We start from the raw sequence: 16,768 nt of genomic DNA on the forward strand, positions 1-16,768 counted from the left end.
GTTTCGACCCGTTATTGACACACTCTCACCTTATGGGGGACATGAGGGGGAAGGTCTCCGCGAGAAAACGGGTTTCCCGACGCCACATGCCGTCGCCACGGGTCAAGCTGACTACCATAGCGTTTGCGCTCGCCGCGCTGGTCCCCTCGTTGGCCCACGCCGATGAGGACAAGACGCTGCTCCGCGCGCGCGAAGGCGCCGCTGCCCTCATGCGCGGCGCCTACGACAAGGCCATTGCCTCCTACGACGAGGCGCTGACGGCGCCAGACATCGCCGACTTCATCAAAGCCAGCATCTATAGCGACCGCGGTGTCGCCAAATGGCGGCTGAAGCAGATCAAGGAAGCGATCGACGACTTCAATCAGTCGATCCAGCTCGCCCCCGACAATGCCACGGTCTACAACAACCGCGGCAATGCCCTGATGGACCTCGGTCATCCCGACGAGGCGGTCAAGGACTTCGATCGCGCCATCACGCTTGCGCCGACCTACGGTGCCGCCCGCAACAACCGGGGCAATGCGCGCATGCTGCTGGCCCAGTTCGACCCGGCTTTCCAGGATTTCCGTAAGGCGGTCGAGTTGATGCCGCAGAACGCGGTGCCCTATAATGGACGCGGCAAGGCGCATGCCGCGCTCAAGCGCTACCACGCCGCCGTGCGCGATTTCACCCGCGCCATTACCCTCACCCCGAAATACGCGGCCGCCTACCACAATCGCGCCGACGCCTATCTCGCCATCGGCGATTTCAAGGAGGCGGCTGACGACGCGACCCAGGCGCTCACGCTTGAGCCGGATCAGCCGCATCCCGATCTTCTTCTGTTGCGCGCGCGCGCCTTCGCCGGCGACAAGAAGTTCAATCAGGCCATCGACGATCTGAACAAGGCGATCGAGATCGAGCCCAATCTGGCCGACGCCTATATCGAGCGCGGCATCATCCTCGCCCAGAATAAGCGCTTCGACGACGCCATCGCCGACTTCAACAAGGCGATCGAGATCGACGCCAACAGCGTGCGGGCCTACGCCATGCGCGCCGAGGCGAAACTCCAGGCCCAGCAGAATGACGATGCGCTCGACGACGTCAATCAGGCGCTCAAGATCGCGCCCACCGATCCGCTCGCGCTGAGAATCAGGGGCAATATCTACGAGTCTCTTTACCGCACCGACGAGGGCATTGCCGACTACCGCGCCGCTCTCGCGCAAGACCCGTTCCAGACCGAGAGCCGTGAAGCGCTGCAGCGCCTCGAGGTTGAGGTGCCGGAGGAGGCCGGACAGCCGCTCGGGCCTCCCGAGGAGGGCTGGGTGATCAAGGAGCCGTCGCCCGACCGCTACATCGCGAGCAACGACAAATATCCTTCGCTCCGGGTCGAGCTCGAGATGTTCGGCTCGGGGAGGCCGAGGATCCTCGAGTGGAAGCTGTTGAAGGACGCGCTTTCCGGCATCGGCTTGCTCAAGTACTACGCTGGCGACGCCGGCGACGGCGAGCATAACGGCTTCGAATATGTGGCGATCGTCGACACGCGGGCGAACAAGGTGATCTCGATCGAGCCGCAAAGCTGGGGCCCGGTCGCTGCGCAATGGAATTGGCAGGCGGTCTCGGTGGTGGTAACCGACCCCGACGGCAACGCCAACGAAATCCAGCTGCGTAAACCGCGGCGTCAGGCCCCGGCCGAGCCCGGCGATTTCTGGGGCTTTGGCGGAGAGCCGCGCGCGGCAGATAGCGGCGAGGGAGGCGGTGCCGGCGGTGGCCGGGCGCGGCGCGGCGGCGGCGGCGGTGGTGGCGGCGGCATGTTCGGCTGGCTGTTCCGCTGATGCGCGCAACCAACCGGCCGATCGTGCCCCGACCTCCGATCCGAGCCGCCATGCCAGACAGGCTGCCCTCGCGCTCATGACCCGATTTCTTGCAAGCGTCCGCGACGCGGGCGAAGCCAGCCTCGCGCTCCACGCCGGCGCCGACATCGTCGACTTGAAGGACCCGGCCAAGGGAGCTCTCGGCGCGCTTGCGCCCGAGGCGATCGCCAAATGCATCGCCGCGGTGGCCGCCCGCGCCGAAGTGAGTGCGACGGCCGGCGATCTGCCCATGGACCCTGAGATCGTGCGCGCGGCGGTCCTGAACACCGCGGCCGCAGGCGTGGACTACGTCAAGCTCGGCCTCTTTCCGGGCGGCGATCCGGAAGTCTGCCTCGACCTCCTCGCCGAACTGACCCAAGCGGTACGGGTCATCCTCGTCATCTTCGCCGATGCGGCGCCTCGCTTCGATGCGCTTCACAAGGCAGCGGCAATCGGCGCGACCGGCGTCATGCTCGATACCGCGCGGAAGGACGGGAGCTCGCTGCGCGACCACATGCCGTTTGAGCGGATCGCCGACTTCGTGGCCGAAGCCCGCGCGCGAGGCCTGCTCGTGGGCCTCGCCGGTGCGCTGCAAGCGCCCGACGTGCCGAGGCTCCTTCCGCTCAAGCCCGACCTCATCGGCTTCCGCGGCGCGCTCTGCCGGAACGGCGCCCGCGGCGCGCGCCTCGATGCCGGAGCTTGCGCCGCGATCCGCGCGTTGATCCCGCAGGAAGAGCGCGGCTTCGCAACTGCCGCCGCGCCTCGCCTTGCGCCCTCTCTGTGCTAGGAAAGGGGGCGTGGGCGCACGAGCGCCCAGACGGAGCAAGGGATGGCTGAACGGCGGCCGAACAGCGCCAAGGAGACCGGCGGCAAGCACGCGCCGCGCGCGCTCGACCGCGTCTTCGTCCACGACCTCGTGCTCGACGTCGAGATCGGGGTCTATACCCATGAGAAGGGCGTGACCCAGCGCGTGCGCTTCTCGGTCGACGTCGAGGTGCTGCCGGCGACCGCCGATCTCGGCGACGATATCGCGCGTGCCTTCGACTACGACACCATCATCTCCGGCATCAAGGACATCATCGGGCAGGGTCATATCAACCTCGTCGAGACGCTGGCAGAACGGATCGCCGAACGCTGCCTCGCGCACCCGCGCGCCGCGTCCGTGCGCGTGATGATCGAGAAGCTCGACAAGGAACCCGGCGCCGTCGGCGTCGAGATCGTGCGCACCAAGGACGATGCGAAATGAGCGGCCGCGCCGTCCGCGCTCGCTTCGCCCCCGCCGCCCGCCACAGCGCCGGCGGGCCGCTCGTAGTCAAGCTCGGCGGCAGCGTCATCCGCTCGCCCGACCTTGCTTCGTGGCTCGAGGCGATTGTGGATGCGCGCGCGCCCGTTGTCGTCGTTCCGGGCGGCGGGGCGCTTGCCGACGAAGTGCGCGCCTGCCAGGCAAGCCTCGGCTTCGGCGACGGTGCGGCCCACCGCATGGCGCTTCTCGCCATGGACCAGCTCGCCTGGGCGATTGCGAGCTTGCGCCAAGGCTTCGAGGTCGGCGCGACCGAAGAAGACCTCAGAGCCGCACTCGATCGCGGCCTGATCGCCGTGTGGGCACCCTATGCGCTCGTCGCGGAGCGGACCGACATCGAGGAGAGCTGGCGCGTCACCTCCGACAGCCTCGCGCTCTGGCTCGCGGGGCGGCTTGGCGCGAGGGCCTGCTATCTCATCAAGTCGATCGCGCGGCCGGGGCAGAACGGCGCGAGCGCCGATGAGCTCGCCCGCCGGCGCATCGTCGATGAAGCCTTCCCGGCGATGCTGCGCGCCTCGCGCGTTCCCGCCACGCTTCTCTGCCGCGGCGACCAGGCCTCCTTCGCGTCCGCTGCCGCTTCCGGCGCCCCGCTCGGCACCGTGATCGAATAACCCAAGAAGAACCTCGTCATGCCCGGCCTTGCGCCGGGCATCCACGATTTGTCGTCCGTGCAGCAGGCTCATTCATGGATAGCCGGGACGATCCCGGCCATGAAGGGTTCGTGCGACTGGCGCAATTCTACCCTCACTCGATCTTGTCGCCGAGCTGGCGCATCAGCGCGCGATAGACCCGGCTCATGTCGATGTTCTTGTCCGCCGCCACGAGCTGCTCCGCCCAGTCCACGAATCGGTTGCAGCACTGAGGCACGTCGCCCGCACAGGCGCGGGCGCGCCGGCAAGCCCTCTTGTGGCACACGCGCCAGAGCTGGAAATTCTTTGCCGCCTCCTCGGCGTCCTCGTTGACGAGTGCGGTGAGAACCGTGCGCAGGATCGCCCCGCGCGGATAGACGTTGGCGGCTTGCTGCGCGGGTTTCGCCTCGTTCCCCTGTTGTTGAGTCATCGCGTTCTCCGTTCGGCGCGGCTTCCGCCCCGCGCGGGCGGCGAGGCAAACGCCATCCTTTCCGCGGCGCGGATCGCGCCCGGATTCTGCTTTTCTCCCTTGCCGTCCGGGCAAGGGTCGTGGCGCGCCGAAAGGCGCAAATCTTAAAGCTCGTGCCTTGCGGCACGCGGGCGCCTCTCGGCGCGCCAACTCGCGGCGATTATGCGAGTGCCGGGCCGCGCTTTAGGTCAGGACGCCGCGTGTTGAGCGCGCCATCCAAGTCATCAGCCAGCTCCTGGCAGGGACTCGTAGTGGTCCCGGGCGGAGCCCCGGCATCGCCCGAGTGCCGGATGTGCCCATCCGGCCCGCGGGACACCGCAACCTCGTCCTCCTCGCGACGCCTCGCGAAGCGACCCTTAGCGGACGAGATCGGACGCCATGATAAGCGAGCTTTTGGGGGCGGGGATAAGCGCGAGGATTAGGCCGCCGCGCCCCTCGGCGTCGAGCGTGCGCGGGTGACGGAACGCGTGGCAACGTCGCGCCGCGGCAAGAGGCACGCAAGCCCTGCTGTTCGCGGACGAAGCAAACAGGGCGGCAGGAAGGGCAAGTAAGACCAACCCAAACGATGACCGGCGGGTCCTGGATGCCGCTCGTGTGGGCCTGACAAAGACCGGGCGCCCCTTCATCCCCTCGCGCATCGCCTGCAAAGCGCGCTAGAAGGGCGCCGGACAGCATGAAGCGGAAGAGAGTTGGGGCCCCCGCATGGCCGAGAGCATCCTGTTCCTGACCGGGCATCTCGCGAAAGCGAGGCTCGAGGCCGTGCTAAAGGGCATGAACAATGCGCCTTTCGACTGGAAGGTGCTCGACATCGGGGTGAAGGTCGCGGCGCTGATGACCGAGGACATCATCCTGCGCCGCCTGCCGAAGCCCGTCGAAGCCGACAAGATCATGCTGCCCGGCCGCTGCCGCGCCGACATCGCGCGCCTGAGCGGGACGTTCGGCGTGCCCTTCCTGCGCGGTCCCGACGAGCTGAAGGACATCCCCACTTTTTTCGGCCGTGCCCGTAAAGCGGCCGACATGACCAGATACGACATCAACATTTTCGCCGAGATCGTCGACGCCTCGGCGCTTCCCGTCGAGGCGATCCTCGCCCGCGCGCAGAGCTATGCGCAGAAGGGGGCCGATGTGATCGATCTCGGCTGCCTGCCCGATACGCCGTTTCCGCATCTGGAGGAGGCGGTGCGCGCTCTCAAGGAGAAGGGTTACAAGACGAGCGTGGACTCGGCGAACGCGGACGAGCTGCTGCGCGGCGGCAAGGCCGGCGCCGATTATCTCTTGAGCCTGAACGAGGCGACGCTTGCCATCGCCGACGAGGTGGCCTCCGTGCCGGTCCTGATCCCCAAGGAGCACGGCGACATGGCCTCGCTCTATCGCGCCATGGACGCGCTCGACCGGCGCGGCAAGCGCTACCTCGTCGATCCCGTGCTCGATCCGATCAATTTCGGCTTCATGCAATCGCTCGAGCGCTATGCCGAGGTCCGCCGCGCCCGGCCCGAGGCCGAGATGCTCATGGGCACCGGCAACCTCACCGAGTTGACCGACGCCGACACCACCGGCATCACCGCCGTCCTGCTCGGCATCGCATCGGAGCTCCACATCCGGAACGTGCTCGTGGTGCAGGTGAGCCCGCATACGCGCCGCACCGTCGAGGAGCACGATCTTGCCCGTCGCATCATGTATGCCTCGCGCGCCGAACACGATCTTCCCAAGGACTATGCCGACGGGTTGCTCGCGCTTCATGCGCGCAAGCCCTTTCCGCAAACGCGGGACGAGATCGCCGAAGCTGCTGCGTCCGTGCGCGACCAAAATTTCCGCATCGAGGTCGCCGAGGACGGCATCCACGTCTATAACCGCGACGGCCATCATGTGGGGGAGAGCGCGATGGATCTGTTCCCGAAGCTCGGCGTCGAGAGGGACGGGGCACACGCCTTCTATCTCGGCACCGAGTTGGCAAAGGCCGAGGTCGCTTGGCGGCTCGGCAAGCGCTACGCCCAGGACGAACCGCTCGACTGGGGGGTTGCCGCCGACGCGCCCGCGGAGGACAAGTCGCGGCTGAAGGAGGCGGGCCACACGCTTCTCGCCAAGCGGAAGAAGACGGGCGCCGCCCCCTCGCGCGCCGAGGATTAGACGCCGATGCCGATGATCCGCGAATGCATCGTCACCACGCTGAGCGAAGAGGGCAAGGTGCACATCGCCCCGCTCGGGCTGATCGCGACGAGGCTCGAGCCGCTTGGCGAGGAGAGGGAAGGCTGGATCATCGCCCCGTTCCGCCCCTCGATCACGCTCGACAACCTCCGCGCCAACCCTTTCGCCGTGGCGAGCTTCACCGACGACGTGCTGGTGTTCGCCGGCTGCCTCACCGGCAACAGGGATTGGCCGACGCGGCCCGCGACCCATGTGCCGGGCGTCGTGCTCGAGGGTGCGCTCGCCCATGCCGAGCTGAAGGTCGAGCAGATCGAGGAGGACGAGCAGCGCCCGCGCTTCTATTGCCGGGTGGTGCATCAGGCAATGCACGCGCCGTTTTTAGGCTTCAACCGCGCGCAAGGGGCGGTGATCGAGGCCGCGATCCTCGCGAGCCGCCTCCATCTGCTGCCGCGCGAGAAGGTCGAGCGCGAGCTTGCCTATCTCCAGGTCGCGGTGGAAAAGACGGCCGGCCCTCGCGAGCACGAAGCCTGGCGCCTCTTGATCGAGAAGATCGAGGACCATTACAAGCACGGCGCGGCTTGAGGTGCGCCTCACCAATTTCCCCTGAACGGAATACGAAGGATCGGGCGATGAACGACGTGAGCAGCGACGTGAGAGAGGTGACGGGCACGGCCTTCGTCGTCGCCGAGTTCCGCGCCCGCGAGAACGAGGAGCCGCACCCGCTCTACCGCGACAATGTGGTTCCGATCTTCCTCGATGAAAGGACGCGCGCCGCCGCCGACAGGATCAGGGCCGATTTCCCTGCGGGCGAGCATATGCCGCGACTCAGGACCCGCTATTACGACGACCGCTTGGACGAGCAGATCGCCAACGGCTGCCGGCAGGTGGTGATCCTCGGATCGGGCCTCGACACGCGCGCGGTGCGCAAAGCCGCTCCGAACGTCGCCTATTTCGAGATTGAGGACGATCGCACGATCGCGCTGAAGAAGGCGCGCTACGCCGCCAACGGCATTACTCAGCCGATGACTCTCATTCCCGGCGATTACGTCGCCTCCGGCGTGATCCGGATGCTCGCCGCGCACGGGTTCGATACGCGCCTGCCGTCGTTCTTCATCTGGGAAGGCAACACGATGTATCTCACGAGGCAAGCGGTGATGACGGTGCTTCGCGACCTGAAGGAGAATCTCGGCCGCTTCGCCATCTCCTTCGACTATATGGACGAGGCGGTGGTGGAAATGACCACGGGTGATGCCGGGGCGACCGCCTTCGTCGAGCGCTTCGCCGCCATGGGCGCTCCGTGGACCTTCGGCTTCCACGATCTCACCGCGCTCGCGGACGAGGCAGGATTAACGATCGCCGACGCGACCACCATGGGCAATCTGTTCCGCACCTATTGGCCCGGCCGGGCGATGCAGTCCGTCATCTACGACCATTACGGGATTTGCACGCTGACATCGCCGGCGTGAGGCGGGGACTGCGTCAGCTAGGCGTCGGCTCGCAAGAGGAGTAGGCTTGCGGCGGTGATATTGGGCGCATGCCCTGGCGGGGTGCTCGGATGGCAAGGCTTGCGCGTCTTCAGGTTCCGGCCATTGCCTTGCTGCTCCTGGCGCAATCGATGCCCGCGCCTGCCGCCGACGACGGCGCCGCCGCCTCAGGCAAGGCCCTGCTCGAAGCCCATTGCGCGCGGTGCCATTCCATCGAATCTTCCGGCGAAAGCCCGCTTGCCAAGGCCCCGCCGCTGCGGGAGGTCTATCTCAAATATCCCATCGAGCAGCTCGAGGAAGGCTTCGCCGAGGGCATGGGCTCGCGGCACCGCGACATGCCGCAGATCCCGTTCTCGGACGATCAGGTCGAGGCGATCCTCGTCTATCTCGGCAGCATCACCGGCGTCGACCCGCACTTGAGGCCCCGGGCGCCGGCGACCGGCGAGACGCCGCCCTAGGCTCTAAGACCTAGCGCGGGCCGAGATACGGATTGTTGTAGCGGGCATCGACGCAGGCCGAGCCGTTCCAATAGTGGAACTCGCCGCAGCTCACGGGCCGGGCCGGCACGATGGCGACGATCGGCGGGTTCTCCGTGACCACGGCGGGCGCTGTGTCGGGCTGCACCACCACCACGTCGGGGCCGGTGCAGTCGTGGAACCGGCAATAGCGCCGCCAATATCCCGCGAGCTCGACCGCAGCGGGTAGGGGACCGAAAACACGCGCGGACTGGGCCGGAAGCTGGGCCGCGCCGGCCGGCGCGGTCAGGACCATGCCGCCGGCAATTGCGGCGGCGATCAGGAACGGAGCGTATCGCATCAAGCCTCCTTTGGTTGGGCCCTTGGTAGCATGCCTTGTCCTCCCCGCGCCAAACATCGCGTGTCACCATCAATAACCTCTTTCCGCCCCCGTTGCGGGCTATAATGTCCGGGCACGGAAGCGCAGGGGCCATGGCGCAAGACGACAACACAACGACCGAGATCGGCCTTGTGCTGCAAGGGGGCGGCGCGCTCGGAGCCTACGAATACGGCGCCGTCACCGCTCTTCTCGAGCTGATCGATGCCGCCGTCGCCAGGGGCAACAAGGTCGCGCTCAAGGCGGTGACCGGCGTTTCGATCGGCGCCATCAACGCTGCCTGCATCGTGGGTTCGGCCAACCGGCTCGATGCGCGCCGCAGGCTTGCCGCCCTGTGGAACGACTTCGCGCTGTCGACGCCCTTTTTCTGGCCGTCGCGCATCGCGCGCGATCTCTCGCTCTACGCGCTGCCGGGCTTCTACGCCATGCGTCCCGACCTCATGACGCTGTCGCGCTGGACCTATGTCTACGACACCAATCCGCTGCTTGCGACGCTGTCCGAGCATGTCGACTTCGAGGCTTTGAACAAGAGCGACACCGCCTTCGTGGTCACCGCCGTCGACGTCGAGAACGGCGAGCTGAAGCGCTTCTCCAACCGCCCGGTTGGCAAGACGACCGCGACCACGATCTCGCCCCGCCACGTGCTTGCGAGCGGGAGCCTGCCGCCGCAGTTCCCCTGGACCGATATCGAGGAGGGCAAGGAGCGCCGCGCCTATTGGGACGGCGGGCTTGTCGACAACACCCCGCTCGGCGACGCCATCGACGCCTTCAGTCCCGGCGAGGACGTCGAGCGCGTGCTCGTGATCATGAATCTCTTTCCGAGCGAAGCCACCCGTCCGAGCTCGCTGCTCGAAGTGAACGAGCGCATCAATCAGCTCAGATTCGGCAACCGCACGCACCAGGACACCAAGACCGCGGGCCGCATCAACGAGCTGGTCGGCACCATCGAAGCCCTTGCCGCGCTTATCCCCGGCGAGCTTCCCGCCGACGTTGCCCGTCAGGTCGAGGCGGCCCGGCGCTACAAGCATGTCAACACGGTCGAGATTTCACTCTCGGCGAACGAGGCCGCGGACCAATACGGCTTTCGCGATTTCTCATCGGAAGGCATCGAGCGCCGCCGCGCCGCCGGGCGCACCCGCGCGCTCGAAGCGTTGCGCGCGATTTTCACCCCGATGCTGTAACGGACGGCTAGCGCTCGATCCTGACCGCGTTGGCGAACAGCTCCTCGCCCCAAGGGTAAAGCGGCCGCTCGAAATCCGAGCGCGCGTGGATGCCCCTGCCTTTGCGCTCGCTCCATTTCTTGCCGTAAGTCTCGTAGGGGAAGTGCTTGATGTAGTAGTCGCAGGTCTCTTCCCAATGGTCGAGCGACAGCGACTTGCCGTAATGCTGGCAATAAAGCTCGGTCGCGACCATTTCGAGCCCACCCGGCTCGCGCGCGTGGTGCTCGGCAAAATGAATCTTCGGACGGTTGCGCCAGAACATCAGAATGTCGCGGCGCTCGGGGCCGAAATAGCGGCGGAAGTCGAGGAGCTTGTCTTGCGGCCGGTAGGGGGCGTGATCCTCCTCGGTCATGTAGGCGTCGAACAGTTTCACACGCACGCCGTCGACCTCCTCCGGCGCATTGGCAAGGAACCCCTTGATGTCGCCCGTCACGCGCTCGTCGGGATCGAAGCACAGCATCCAGTCGAACTGCATCGCTGCGCGCGCCGTCTGCAGCAGAAGCCCGCGATGCCGGCCTTCGGCCAAGCGGCGCGCGGCGACGTCGCGTTCCCATTCCGTGTTGGCGATGATGAGCGCGACCTTGGGATGCTCGCGCAGCATGTCCACCGTCTCGTCGGTGCTGGCGTCGTCATAGGCGACGATCGCGCCCACATGCTCGCCGAGATAGTCGAGCGTGTCGCCGAGAATGAGCGCCTCGTTCCTGATGCGCGTGACGGCGACAAGCTCGTGCTTCTCGCCGATGAGCGCCTTGTTGCCCTCGATCAGGCGCTCGGTGTGGCGCAGCTCCCAGTGTGAGGCTCCGGGCATGGGAGGGATGGTCGAAGCTCCCTAGGCGTGACCTTCTCGCGCCGCCGCGAGCCGCGCGCCGATCGAGGCGAGCAGGAGCTCGTAGGCACGATCGACGATCTCATCGAGCGACCTGGTCTTGGCGAACATCGCCCTTGCCTGGCGCAGGAAATCCTCGCGCGCCGGCACGTGGGGCAATTGCAGCGAGGCGAGCACCTCGGTCGCGCGAGTTTGCGCGTGCGAGAGCCGGTCTCTGAGCGCCGACAGTTCGGCGCCATGCAGGGCCGAGGCGATGGCCGCGGCAATGCGGTCGGAATTGAAATGCGCCGCGAGCTGCTCGGCGGCGCGATTGATGACGGCCACGCCCAGTTTCTGCTCGTTCCGCAGAACCTGCTCAGGCGGTGCGCGCAAATCCCATACGAGCCCGAGCCAGGACAAGGCCACCAGGAGGTAATATGTCGGATCGTATTCCCACCACTTGAAGCCTTGCCGGGCGCTCGATTGGAAGGCGTGGTGGTTGTTGTGCCAGCCTTCGCCCATGGTGAAGACGGCGAGCAGCCAATTGTTGCGCGAATCGTCGCCCGTCACGTAGCGTATCGTGCCCCTCACATGCGCGAGCGAATTGATGCAGAAGGTGGCGTGATAGACGAGGACGGTGCTCCAGAAGAAGCCGACCACAAGCCCCGGCCACCCGGCGACGAGGAAACAGAGGGCGCCGAGAATGAGGGGCGGCAAGAGCTCGTATTTGTGGAGCCACATGAGCTCGGGATAGCGCATCAGATCTGACACTTTGTCGAAATCGGCCTTGTCATGCTTGCGGGCGAAAATCCAGCCAAGATGGCTGTAGACGAAGCCCGTATGCCGCGGCGAGTGCGCGTCATCCTCGGTATCGGAGTAGAGGTGATGGTGGCGATGTTTCGACGCCCACCAAATCACGCTCTTTTGCGCGCTGCTCTGGGCAAGAAAAGCGAGGACGAACTGGAACACCCGGCTCGTCGAGAACGCCCGATGCGAGAATAGACGATGATACCCCGCACCGATGGCAAAGATGCGCAGCCAGTAGAGCGCGATGCAGATCGTCACGGCTTGCCAGGTGACGCCAGACCAGATTGCGGCAAAGCAGGCGAGATGCACCAATACGAAAGGAATGGCGGACGGATAGATGATATCGTCGTGATCTTCGGCGGCGGCGTCTGGCATGAAAGAGAGTCTCCGGGGCAGTGGCGACTGTCTATGTAGCGTGTCCCGTGAAAAAGGTCAGTCGGATAATTGGATAATTAGACCCTAGCCGCCGCAAGCCGGGCGACGGCAACGGCGGGTGCGCAGCGGGCGGCCATCTCGCGCGCCTCTGGCGCGACCTCGATCATGTCGGCGAAATCGCGATAGGGACGGCCAAGCTCCGATGCGAGACGGTGGGCGAGGAACCGTCCGCAGCCTGCCCCGATAACCGGCGCCGCGGGCGGAAGCGCGTCGCGCTCGGCAAGTTCGCGTCCGGCCTCAACCAGTTCCGCGAGCTGCAATCCGGCAAAGAAGCCCGCAAGTTCCACCCACGCCTCGAGCGGCGCCTCGGAGGCATCGCGCCCCAGCATGCGCGCAAGCCGTGACGCGCTCTCCTCCTTGCTCTTTCCCTGGAGATCGGGCGCAGGGTAGGGGTCCGCATCGTCGGGAAGCTCGCCGGTCAGGCGATAAACGTCCGCCATCGTGGCGAAGCGCTCCGCCGCGATCCCCTGCACAAGCCCCGCAAATGGCGCCGTCCGAGAGAAGGCCATCACCGGCGTGCGCACGACGCCCGCGTAGATCAACTCACGCGCGGCGAGCCGCTCGCCGTCGGTGTAGCCGCGCGCCGGGCGGCCCGAGACGAGCGGGATCAGATCGGTCGTGGTCGTGCCGATGTCGGCGAGAAGCCCGCTTGGGCAATCGCGGACAACGAGCGCCGCGGTCGCGTGCCAGTTGGCCGAGGCCACGTCGAGCGGGCGGGCGATGGCGTCCTCGGCGGAGAGGAAACCCGCGCGCCCGCCATAGAACAACGTTTCGTTCCCCGTGGCCGCGCGCATCATCGCGACCAGATAAGCGACGCCCTCGGCGCGATCGGCGAAGACATCGGACAGTTCGCCCGTCATGGTCACGGCGTGACGGGATGAAGGCGGGCAAAGCGGCAGCGCCTCTTCGAGTGCCGCATCGAACTTGCCGCGATCCTGGCGGACCGGGCAGGGGATTTGGGTGACGGAAACGATCCGTCCCTCCTCGAGCTGTGCGAGCTTGAGATTGGCCCCGCCCAGGTCCCAGCCGATGATTGCGGTCATGCGTTGGTACTTTCCTCGGGCGCCTCTCTACCAAAATAGAGGTGTTTATCGCACAATCCCGAAAACCAACCCTTGTCATGCCCGGCCTTGGGCCGGGCATCCACGATTTTGGCCGTCCCTTACACGAAATCGTGGATGGCCGGGACAAGCCCGGCCATGACAAAACCCCGATAGCGTTGGAGCCCCATGAGCAAATTCACCGTCATCCCGGTTCTCGACCTCAAGGGCGGCCTCGCCGTCCACGCCGTCGCTGGAAGGCGCGCCGACTACGCCCCGATCATGAGCCCGTTCGGCTCGGCCGACGATCCCGCGGCCATCGCCCGCGGGCTTCTCGATGTCACCGGTTCGCCAGCCCTCTATGTCGCCGACCTCGATGCCATCGAAGGCGTCGGCAATCATTTCGAGCTCCTGCGCGGGCTGTCCTATTCGCTGCCCGACATCACGCTCTGGGTCGATGCCGGCTTCTCCAATGTCGCCGATTGCGCCTTCTGGCTGCCGCTCGGGGCGACGCTTGTCATCGGCAGCGAGAGCCTCGAAGCGGTCGACGACTGGCGCGAGATCAACGCCGCCTTCGGCGACAGCGTCGTCCTCTCGCTCGACCGCGGGCCCGAGGGGAGGCGCGGGCCTGAGCCTCTGTTCAGCGATCCCGAGCTGTGGCCGAACCGTCTCGTCGCCATCGACCTCGCCCGCGTCGGCACCGGCGATGGGCCCGACCTCGAACAGCTCGGCGCCATCCTCGACATGGCGGGAGGGAGATGTGCGGTGTTCGCGGGCGGCGGCGTTCGCGGAGCATCCGACCTCGCCGCGATCAAGGATCTCGACGCCTCCGGCGCGCTCATCGCGACCGCGCTCCATACCGGCGCGGTCACCCAAAACGAGATCGCCGCCCTCGGCTAGAGAGCGGCGATCTTCAATCGCAATCCGAAGCGCGGCTATTCGCGCCAATCCGTCAGAAACCCAGTTTTTGGAGCCACCGCCGAATCGGGCCCGGACCGCTGTCTTTACCGGGTTGCCCCCGACCTGGGGGTTCTCCCTTTCAACCGGCAGCGAACGGGTGGTGGGCGCTGTCCTTCTTCGCGGTGACCTCGGAGGCCTTCGGCTCGCCCTTGACCGCGCGGGCGATGGCTTCTTTGGTGGCGCGATAGTTGAAGTCCTGGATCTTCTTGTCGTCCTTGGCTTCCCAGTGAATGAACACGCCGACGCAGACGAACAGGTCGTCAGCCTCGTTGGCGGGGATCACGCCTTCGGCCACGGAATCGGCGACCGCCTTGGCCACGGCGTACTGCGCCGGGCCGAACATCTGCACCGCCTGGCGCGCGTCCTTGATGGTCACCTTGTTGTAGAGGATCGTTGGGGGCTTGCAGAGCAGGTTCGGCGTGACCACCGCGAGCAGCGTGGTGAAGCCGTCCTTGTTGTTGGTCAGCGCATGGGTGAACGCCGACTCGACGGCGCCGCCACGCGGACCAAGCAAGAGATCGATATGCGCTACTTCGTTGCCGTCGCCGACGAGCGATTCGCCAACACACGTACCACTGATTTTGGGCATGAAACCCCCTCCCTAATGAGGCTGATACACACGAAAGCTAAGAGCGGGCGTGGCGGAATCCGCCGGCCGCAAGCCGACGAAAGTCCCTTTGCCTGAAACTCGCTAAAGCGCCTCCGTCCGGCAACTCCTGGATAGAGCTCCGCGGGGCAGAAGATAGTCCGGGCTCAACGACATCGGCAAGTCGATTGTTCGCCTACCGGGCTGTCTGATTTTAGCCATTTATTCGGCAATTTCTGCCGCCTCGAGGCCTGCGGCAAAGAGCGTCGCGACGGTGAGGTCGGCCGAGGTGCCCGGGTTCAGCCCGCGTTCTTTCAGCGCGGCGTCGAAGGCCATCAACGGCGCGGCCAGATCCTCAGGCAGGCTGCATTCCATGAGGCCCGCCTCGAGCGGACGCGCCTCTTCCAGCACCGAGGCGGCGGCGTCGGCGCCGAATTTCCGCTCGATCAGCGTATCCGGGACATGGGCAAGGAAGCCGAGATAGACGCGCGTGGTGGCGAAAGGCGAGGGGCCCCAACGCTCGCGCGCCTGGATGAGCCAGGGAAGCCCGAGCCCGAAAATGTCGGCGAATCCGTTGGCATAGTTGAAGGCGATGCGGTCGCGCGTCTCGGCGGCACGCATCGCCTCGAGCAGGGTCACGCGGGGTTCGGCCGCGACATCATGGGCGGGAACTTCGCCGAGGCCACCGGGTGCCGCCTTGCGGATCGCCTTGTAGGCGTCCTTGGCGTCCTTGACGCTGAGCGCTTCGAGCACGCTCGAGACGCGGGCCCTGAGTTCGCCGCCCTTCCGGTCGCTCGCGGCGGTGGCGAGAGGCGCGGCAAGCAGCAGAATGCCGAGATTGGTGTTCTGCCCGACCGCTTTCTGCGTTGCCTCCACCGCCTTGAGGATCCTCTCCCCGACAGGAAGCTTGGCCTTGCTCATGACGGGCGCCGCGGCGGCCGCGCTCTTCTCGAAATCGGCGATGCTCATGCGGTGGCCGTCGGCGAAGCGGTGCACGTTGCCGGGCTTCAGCGCCTCGAGCTCGGCAAGGCATGCGTCATGGAAGGCGCGGCCGACTGCGTTCAGCTTTAGGCGCCTGGTCAAGCGCCCTCTTGGCCTTTGCGGCGCGAGGGAGCGAGCGCCGCATCGAGAAAGGCCCCAACAACGTGGTCGGCGATATTGATATGGGTGACGGCCTGAAGCCCGTTCCAGGCGGGCATCGAGTTCACTTCGAGCACGAGGAAGCGGCCGTCGCGGGCCTGGATGATGTCGACCCCGGCATAGTCGGCGCCGACGCAGTTCGTGGCGCGGGTGGCGAGCTCGATCAGCTCCTGGCTCGCGATCGCAGCCTTCGCCCGCGCGCCTTGCTTGATGTTGGTGATCCAGCTCGACCCGTGCCTGATCATGGAAGCCACGACCTCTCCCCGGCAGACGAAGATCCGCCAGTCCTGATGATGCGCTTGGGCCGGCGGGACGAACTCCTGGAGATAATACACCCCGTTCACCTCCTCGCACGGGGCAAGATCGGACACCCTTTCGATAAGGCGCAAGCCTTTGCCCTGGGCGCCGAACAGCGGTTTCTGCACCACCTTCTTGCCCGCCTCCAGCATCCCCGCCGCGAATGAGGCCGCCTCGAACGGGTCGATGGTGGTGAAGGTTGCAGGGGTCGGCAGCCCTTCGCGTTGGAGGAAGAAGCTCGTCGTGGACTTGTCGACGCAACGTTCGATCGCGCGTGCGTCGTTCCACACCGTCACCCCAAGCTCCCTCAGCGCATGCAGCACGCCGAGATAAAGCGTAACCTGCTCGAAGGTTCCCCCCGGCACGAAACGCACGAAGGCACCCTCGGGCAGCGCGTCGCCGAGCCCCGGGATGGCGAGCCCGGTCGCGGTCTTGGTCGAGAAGCCGCAGAGATGAAGCGGGACCGCGAGCGGGTTGATGCCGCGCTTCTTGAATGCCTTGCGCAGGGTCTTGCCGTGCCAATCGCGGCCATCGCCGAACAGCACGATGCTCGTGTCGGGGCTTGGCGTCGTCATGCGGGGATCAGGCGAAGGAGCGCGACAGCACGGCGCTATCGATGCGCCCCGCCTCGAAGCTCTTGCCCGATTTGAGCGCCGTCACCGTGACCATGGCGGGACTGAACAGCATGCGGTCGATCGCATAGAAGTCGCCCTTCACCGCGGCGAAGATCTCGGCGAACGGCCGGCCGTAGTCCTTGGACTTGAGGCTCGGCA

The 16,768-nt window shown here is 66.2% G+C and carries 19 protein-coding genes; 10 read left to right on the plus strand and 9 right to left on the minus strand.

Annotated features, from left to right (window positions below; translation table 11 throughout):
* Positions 1–86: 86 nt before the first annotated feature.
* The 4 genes from VFB18_RS12345 (at position 87) to VFB18_RS12360 (ending at position 3,737) form a co-directional block, all read left to right on the plus strand.
* The gene (locus tag VFB18_RS12345; protein ID WP_324975648.1) at positions 87–1,808 is read left to right on the plus strand and encodes a tetratricopeptide repeat protein; all 1,722 of its coding nucleotides are present in this window, start codon (positions 87–89) and stop codon (positions 1,806–1,808) included.
* Positions 1,809–1,884: 76 nt separating this feature from the next.
* On the plus strand, positions 1,885–2,613 hold the full coding sequence (locus VFB18_RS12350; protein ID WP_324975651.1) for a (5-formylfuran-3-yl)methyl phosphate synthase: 729 nt from the start codon (positions 1,885–1,887) through the stop codon (positions 2,611–2,613).
* Positions 2,614–2,655: 42 nt separating this feature from the next.
* Positions 2,656–3,072, plus strand: a complete 417-nt coding sequence (locus tag VFB18_RS12355; RefSeq protein WP_324975654.1) for a dihydroneopterin aldolase — start codon at positions 2,656–2,658, stop codon at positions 3,070–3,072.
* Positions 3,069–3,737 carry a hypothetical protein gene (locus tag VFB18_RS12360; RefSeq protein WP_324975657.1) on the plus strand — a complete coding sequence of 223 codons (669 nt, stop codon included), beginning with the start codon at positions 3,069–3,071 and terminating at the stop codon, positions 3,735–3,737. The genes VFB18_RS12355 and VFB18_RS12360 overlap by 4 nt, the downstream gene beginning before the upstream one ends.
* A 133-nt stretch (positions 3,738–3,870) precedes the next feature.
* On the opposite strand, the gene VFB18_RS12365 is transcribed toward VFB18_RS12360, so the two are convergent.
* Positions 3,871–4,185 (minus strand): hypothetical protein, encoded by a 315-nt coding sequence (locus VFB18_RS12365; protein ID WP_324975660.1) that lies wholly within the window; start codon positions 4,183–4,185, stop codon positions 3,871–3,873.
* Between the two features lie 741 nt (positions 4,186–4,926).
* Between VFB18_RS12365 and VFB18_RS12370 the strand changes: the two genes are divergently transcribed.
* The 4 genes from VFB18_RS12370 to VFB18_RS12385 all read left to right on the plus strand — a co-directional run bounded on the left by VFB18_RS12370 (position 4,927) and on the right by VFB18_RS12385 (position 8,311).
* A complete protein-coding gene (locus VFB18_RS12370; RefSeq protein ID WP_324975662.1) occupies positions 4,927–6,351 on the plus strand; it encodes a DUF6513 domain-containing protein in 1,425 nt (474 codons plus the stop codon).
* Positions 6,352–6,357: 6 nt separating this feature from the next.
* Complete coding sequence (locus VFB18_RS12375; RefSeq protein ID WP_324975663.1) at positions 6,358–6,951, plus strand: DUF447 domain-containing protein; 594 nt, start codon at positions 6,358–6,360, stop codon at positions 6,949–6,951.
* Positions 6,952–6,998: 47 nt separating this feature from the next.
* A complete protein-coding gene (locus tag VFB18_RS12380; RefSeq protein WP_324975665.1) occupies positions 6,999–7,835 on the plus strand; it encodes an SAM-dependent methyltransferase in 837 nt (278 codons plus the stop codon).
* A gap of 89 nt (positions 7,836–7,924) precedes the next feature.
* The gene (locus VFB18_RS12385) at positions 7,925–8,311 is read left to right on the plus strand and encodes a cytochrome c (RefSeq protein ID WP_324975668.1); all 387 of its coding nucleotides are present in this window, start codon (positions 7,925–7,927) and stop codon (positions 8,309–8,311) included.
* Between the two features lie 10 nt (positions 8,312–8,321).
* Here the strand turns inward: VFB18_RS12385 and VFB18_RS12390 are convergent, their stop codons facing one another.
* Positions 8,322–8,669: a hypothetical protein gene (locus VFB18_RS12390; protein ID WP_324975671.1), complete on the minus strand. Its 348-nt coding sequence runs from the start codon at positions 8,667–8,669 to the stop codon at positions 8,322–8,324.
* Positions 8,670–8,800: 131 nt separating this feature from the next.
* On the opposite strand from VFB18_RS12390, the gene VFB18_RS12395 reads away from it, so the two are divergent.
* Entirely contained in the window at positions 8,801–9,886 is a 1,086-nt protein-coding gene (locus tag VFB18_RS12395) for a patatin-like phospholipase family protein (protein WP_324975673.1), read from the plus strand.
* 7 nt (positions 9,887–9,893) lie between these two features.
* Here the strand turns inward: VFB18_RS12395 and VFB18_RS12400 are convergent, their stop codons facing one another.
* The 3 genes from VFB18_RS12400 to VFB18_RS12410 form a co-directional block, all read right to left on the minus strand.
* Positions 9,894–10,733: a glycosyltransferase family 2 protein gene (locus tag VFB18_RS12400; protein WP_324975676.1), complete on the minus strand. Its 840-nt coding sequence runs from the start codon at positions 10,731–10,733 to the stop codon at positions 9,894–9,896.
* A gap of 21 nt (positions 10,734–10,754) precedes the next feature.
* Positions 10,755–11,912: an acyl-CoA desaturase gene (locus VFB18_RS12405; RefSeq protein WP_324975678.1), complete on the minus strand. Its 1,158-nt coding sequence runs from the start codon at positions 11,910–11,912 to the stop codon at positions 10,755–10,757.
* A 77-nt stretch (positions 11,913–11,989) separates the two neighbouring features.
* The gene (locus VFB18_RS12410; protein WP_324975680.1) at positions 11,990–13,015 is read right to left on the minus strand and encodes a hydantoinase/oxoprolinase family protein; all 1,026 of its coding nucleotides are present in this window, start codon (positions 13,013–13,015) and stop codon (positions 11,990–11,992) included.
* A gap of 186 nt (positions 13,016–13,201) precedes the next feature.
* On the opposite strand from VFB18_RS12410, the gene VFB18_RS12415 reads away from it, so the two are divergent.
* Positions 13,202–13,912, plus strand: a complete 711-nt coding sequence (locus tag VFB18_RS12415) for a HisA/HisF-related TIM barrel protein (protein WP_324975683.1) — start codon at positions 13,202–13,204, stop codon at positions 13,910–13,912.
* Between the two features lie 139 nt (positions 13,913–14,051).
* Here the strand turns inward: VFB18_RS12415 and fae are convergent, their stop codons facing one another.
* The 4 genes from fae to VFB18_RS12435 all read right to left on the minus strand — a co-directional run.
* Entirely contained in the window at positions 14,052–14,561 is a 510-nt protein-coding gene (gene fae, locus VFB18_RS12420; RefSeq protein ID WP_324975686.1) for a formaldehyde-activating enzyme, read from the minus strand.
* Positions 14,562–14,780: 219 nt separating this feature from the next.
* Positions 14,781–15,641 carry a triphosphoribosyl-dephospho-CoA synthase gene (locus tag VFB18_RS12425; RefSeq protein ID WP_324975690.1) on the minus strand — a complete coding sequence of 287 codons (861 nt, stop codon included), beginning with the start codon at positions 15,639–15,641 and terminating at the stop codon, positions 14,781–14,783.
* Positions 15,638–16,570: a RimK family alpha-L-glutamate ligase gene (locus tag VFB18_RS12430; RefSeq protein ID WP_324975693.1), complete on the minus strand. Its 933-nt coding sequence runs from the start codon at positions 16,568–16,570 to the stop codon at positions 15,638–15,640. The genes VFB18_RS12425 and VFB18_RS12430 overlap by 4 nt, the downstream gene beginning before the upstream one ends.
* Before the next feature lie 7 nt (positions 16,571–16,577).
* On the minus strand, positions 16,578–16,768 hold a 191-nt coding region (locus VFB18_RS12435; protein WP_324975696.1), incomplete at its 5' end, for a methenyltetrahydromethanopterin cyclohydrolase.

Origin of the sequence: Methyloceanibacter sp., from assembly GCF_035650995.1 — a bacterium.
Lineage (GTDB): Bacteria > Pseudomonadota > Alphaproteobacteria > Rhizobiales > Methyloligellaceae > Methyloceanibacter.

Excerpts from the sequence above, each read along its gene's own strand:
- VFB18_RS12345 (WP_324975648.1), top strand. The coding sequence starts at position 87 with ATGCCGTCGCCACGGGTCAAGCTGACTACCATAGCGTTTGCGCTCGCC.
- VFB18_RS12350 (WP_324975651.1), top strand. The coding sequence starts at position 1,885 with ATGACCCGATTTCTTGCAAGCGTCCGCGACGCGGGCGAAGCCAGCCTC.
- VFB18_RS12355 (WP_324975654.1), top strand. The coding sequence starts at position 2,656 with ATGGCTGAACGGCGGCCGAACAGCGCCAAGGAGACCGGCGGCAAGCAC.
- VFB18_RS12360 (WP_324975657.1), top strand. The coding sequence starts at position 3,069 with ATGAGCGGCCGCGCCGTCCGCGCTCGCTTCGCCCCCGCCGCCCGCCAC.
- VFB18_RS12365 (WP_324975660.1), bottom strand. The coding sequence starts at position 4,185 with ATGACTCAACAACAGGGGAACGAGGCGAAACCCGCGCAGCAAGCCGCC.
- VFB18_RS12370 (WP_324975662.1), top strand. The coding sequence starts at position 4,927 with ATGGCCGAGAGCATCCTGTTCCTGACCGGGCATCTCGCGAAAGCGAGG.
- VFB18_RS12375 (WP_324975663.1), top strand. The coding sequence starts at position 6,358 with ATGCCGATGATCCGCGAATGCATCGTCACCACGCTGAGCGAAGAGGGC.
- VFB18_RS12380 (WP_324975665.1), top strand. The coding sequence starts at position 6,999 with ATGAACGACGTGAGCAGCGACGTGAGAGAGGTGACGGGCACGGCCTTC.
- VFB18_RS12385 (WP_324975668.1), top strand. The coding sequence starts at position 7,925 with ATGGCAAGGCTTGCGCGTCTTCAGGTTCCGGCCATTGCCTTGCTGCTC.
- VFB18_RS12390 (WP_324975671.1), bottom strand. The coding sequence starts at position 8,669 with ATGCGATACGCTCCGTTCCTGATCGCCGCCGCAATTGCCGGCGGCATG.
- VFB18_RS12395 (WP_324975673.1), top strand. The coding sequence starts at position 8,801 with ATGGCGCAAGACGACAACACAACGACCGAGATCGGCCTTGTGCTGCAA.
- VFB18_RS12400 (WP_324975676.1), bottom strand. The coding sequence starts at position 10,733 with ATGCCCGGAGCCTCACACTGGGAGCTGCGCCACACCGAGCGCCTGATC.
- VFB18_RS12405 (WP_324975678.1), bottom strand. The coding sequence starts at position 11,912 with ATGCCAGACGCCGCCGCCGAAGATCACGACGATATCATCTATCCGTCC.
- VFB18_RS12410 (WP_324975680.1), bottom strand. The coding sequence starts at position 13,015 with ATGACCGCAATCATCGGCTGGGACCTGGGCGGGGCCAATCTCAAGCTC.
- VFB18_RS12415 (WP_324975683.1), top strand. The coding sequence starts at position 13,202 with ATGAGCAAATTCACCGTCATCCCGGTTCTCGACCTCAAGGGCGGCCTC.
- fae (WP_324975686.1), bottom strand. The coding sequence starts at position 14,561 with ATGCCCAAAATCAGTGGTACGTGTGTTGGCGAATCGCTCGTCGGCGAC.
- VFB18_RS12430 (WP_324975693.1), bottom strand. The coding sequence starts at position 16,570 with ATGACGACGCCAAGCCCCGACACGAGCATCGTGCTGTTCGGCGATGGC.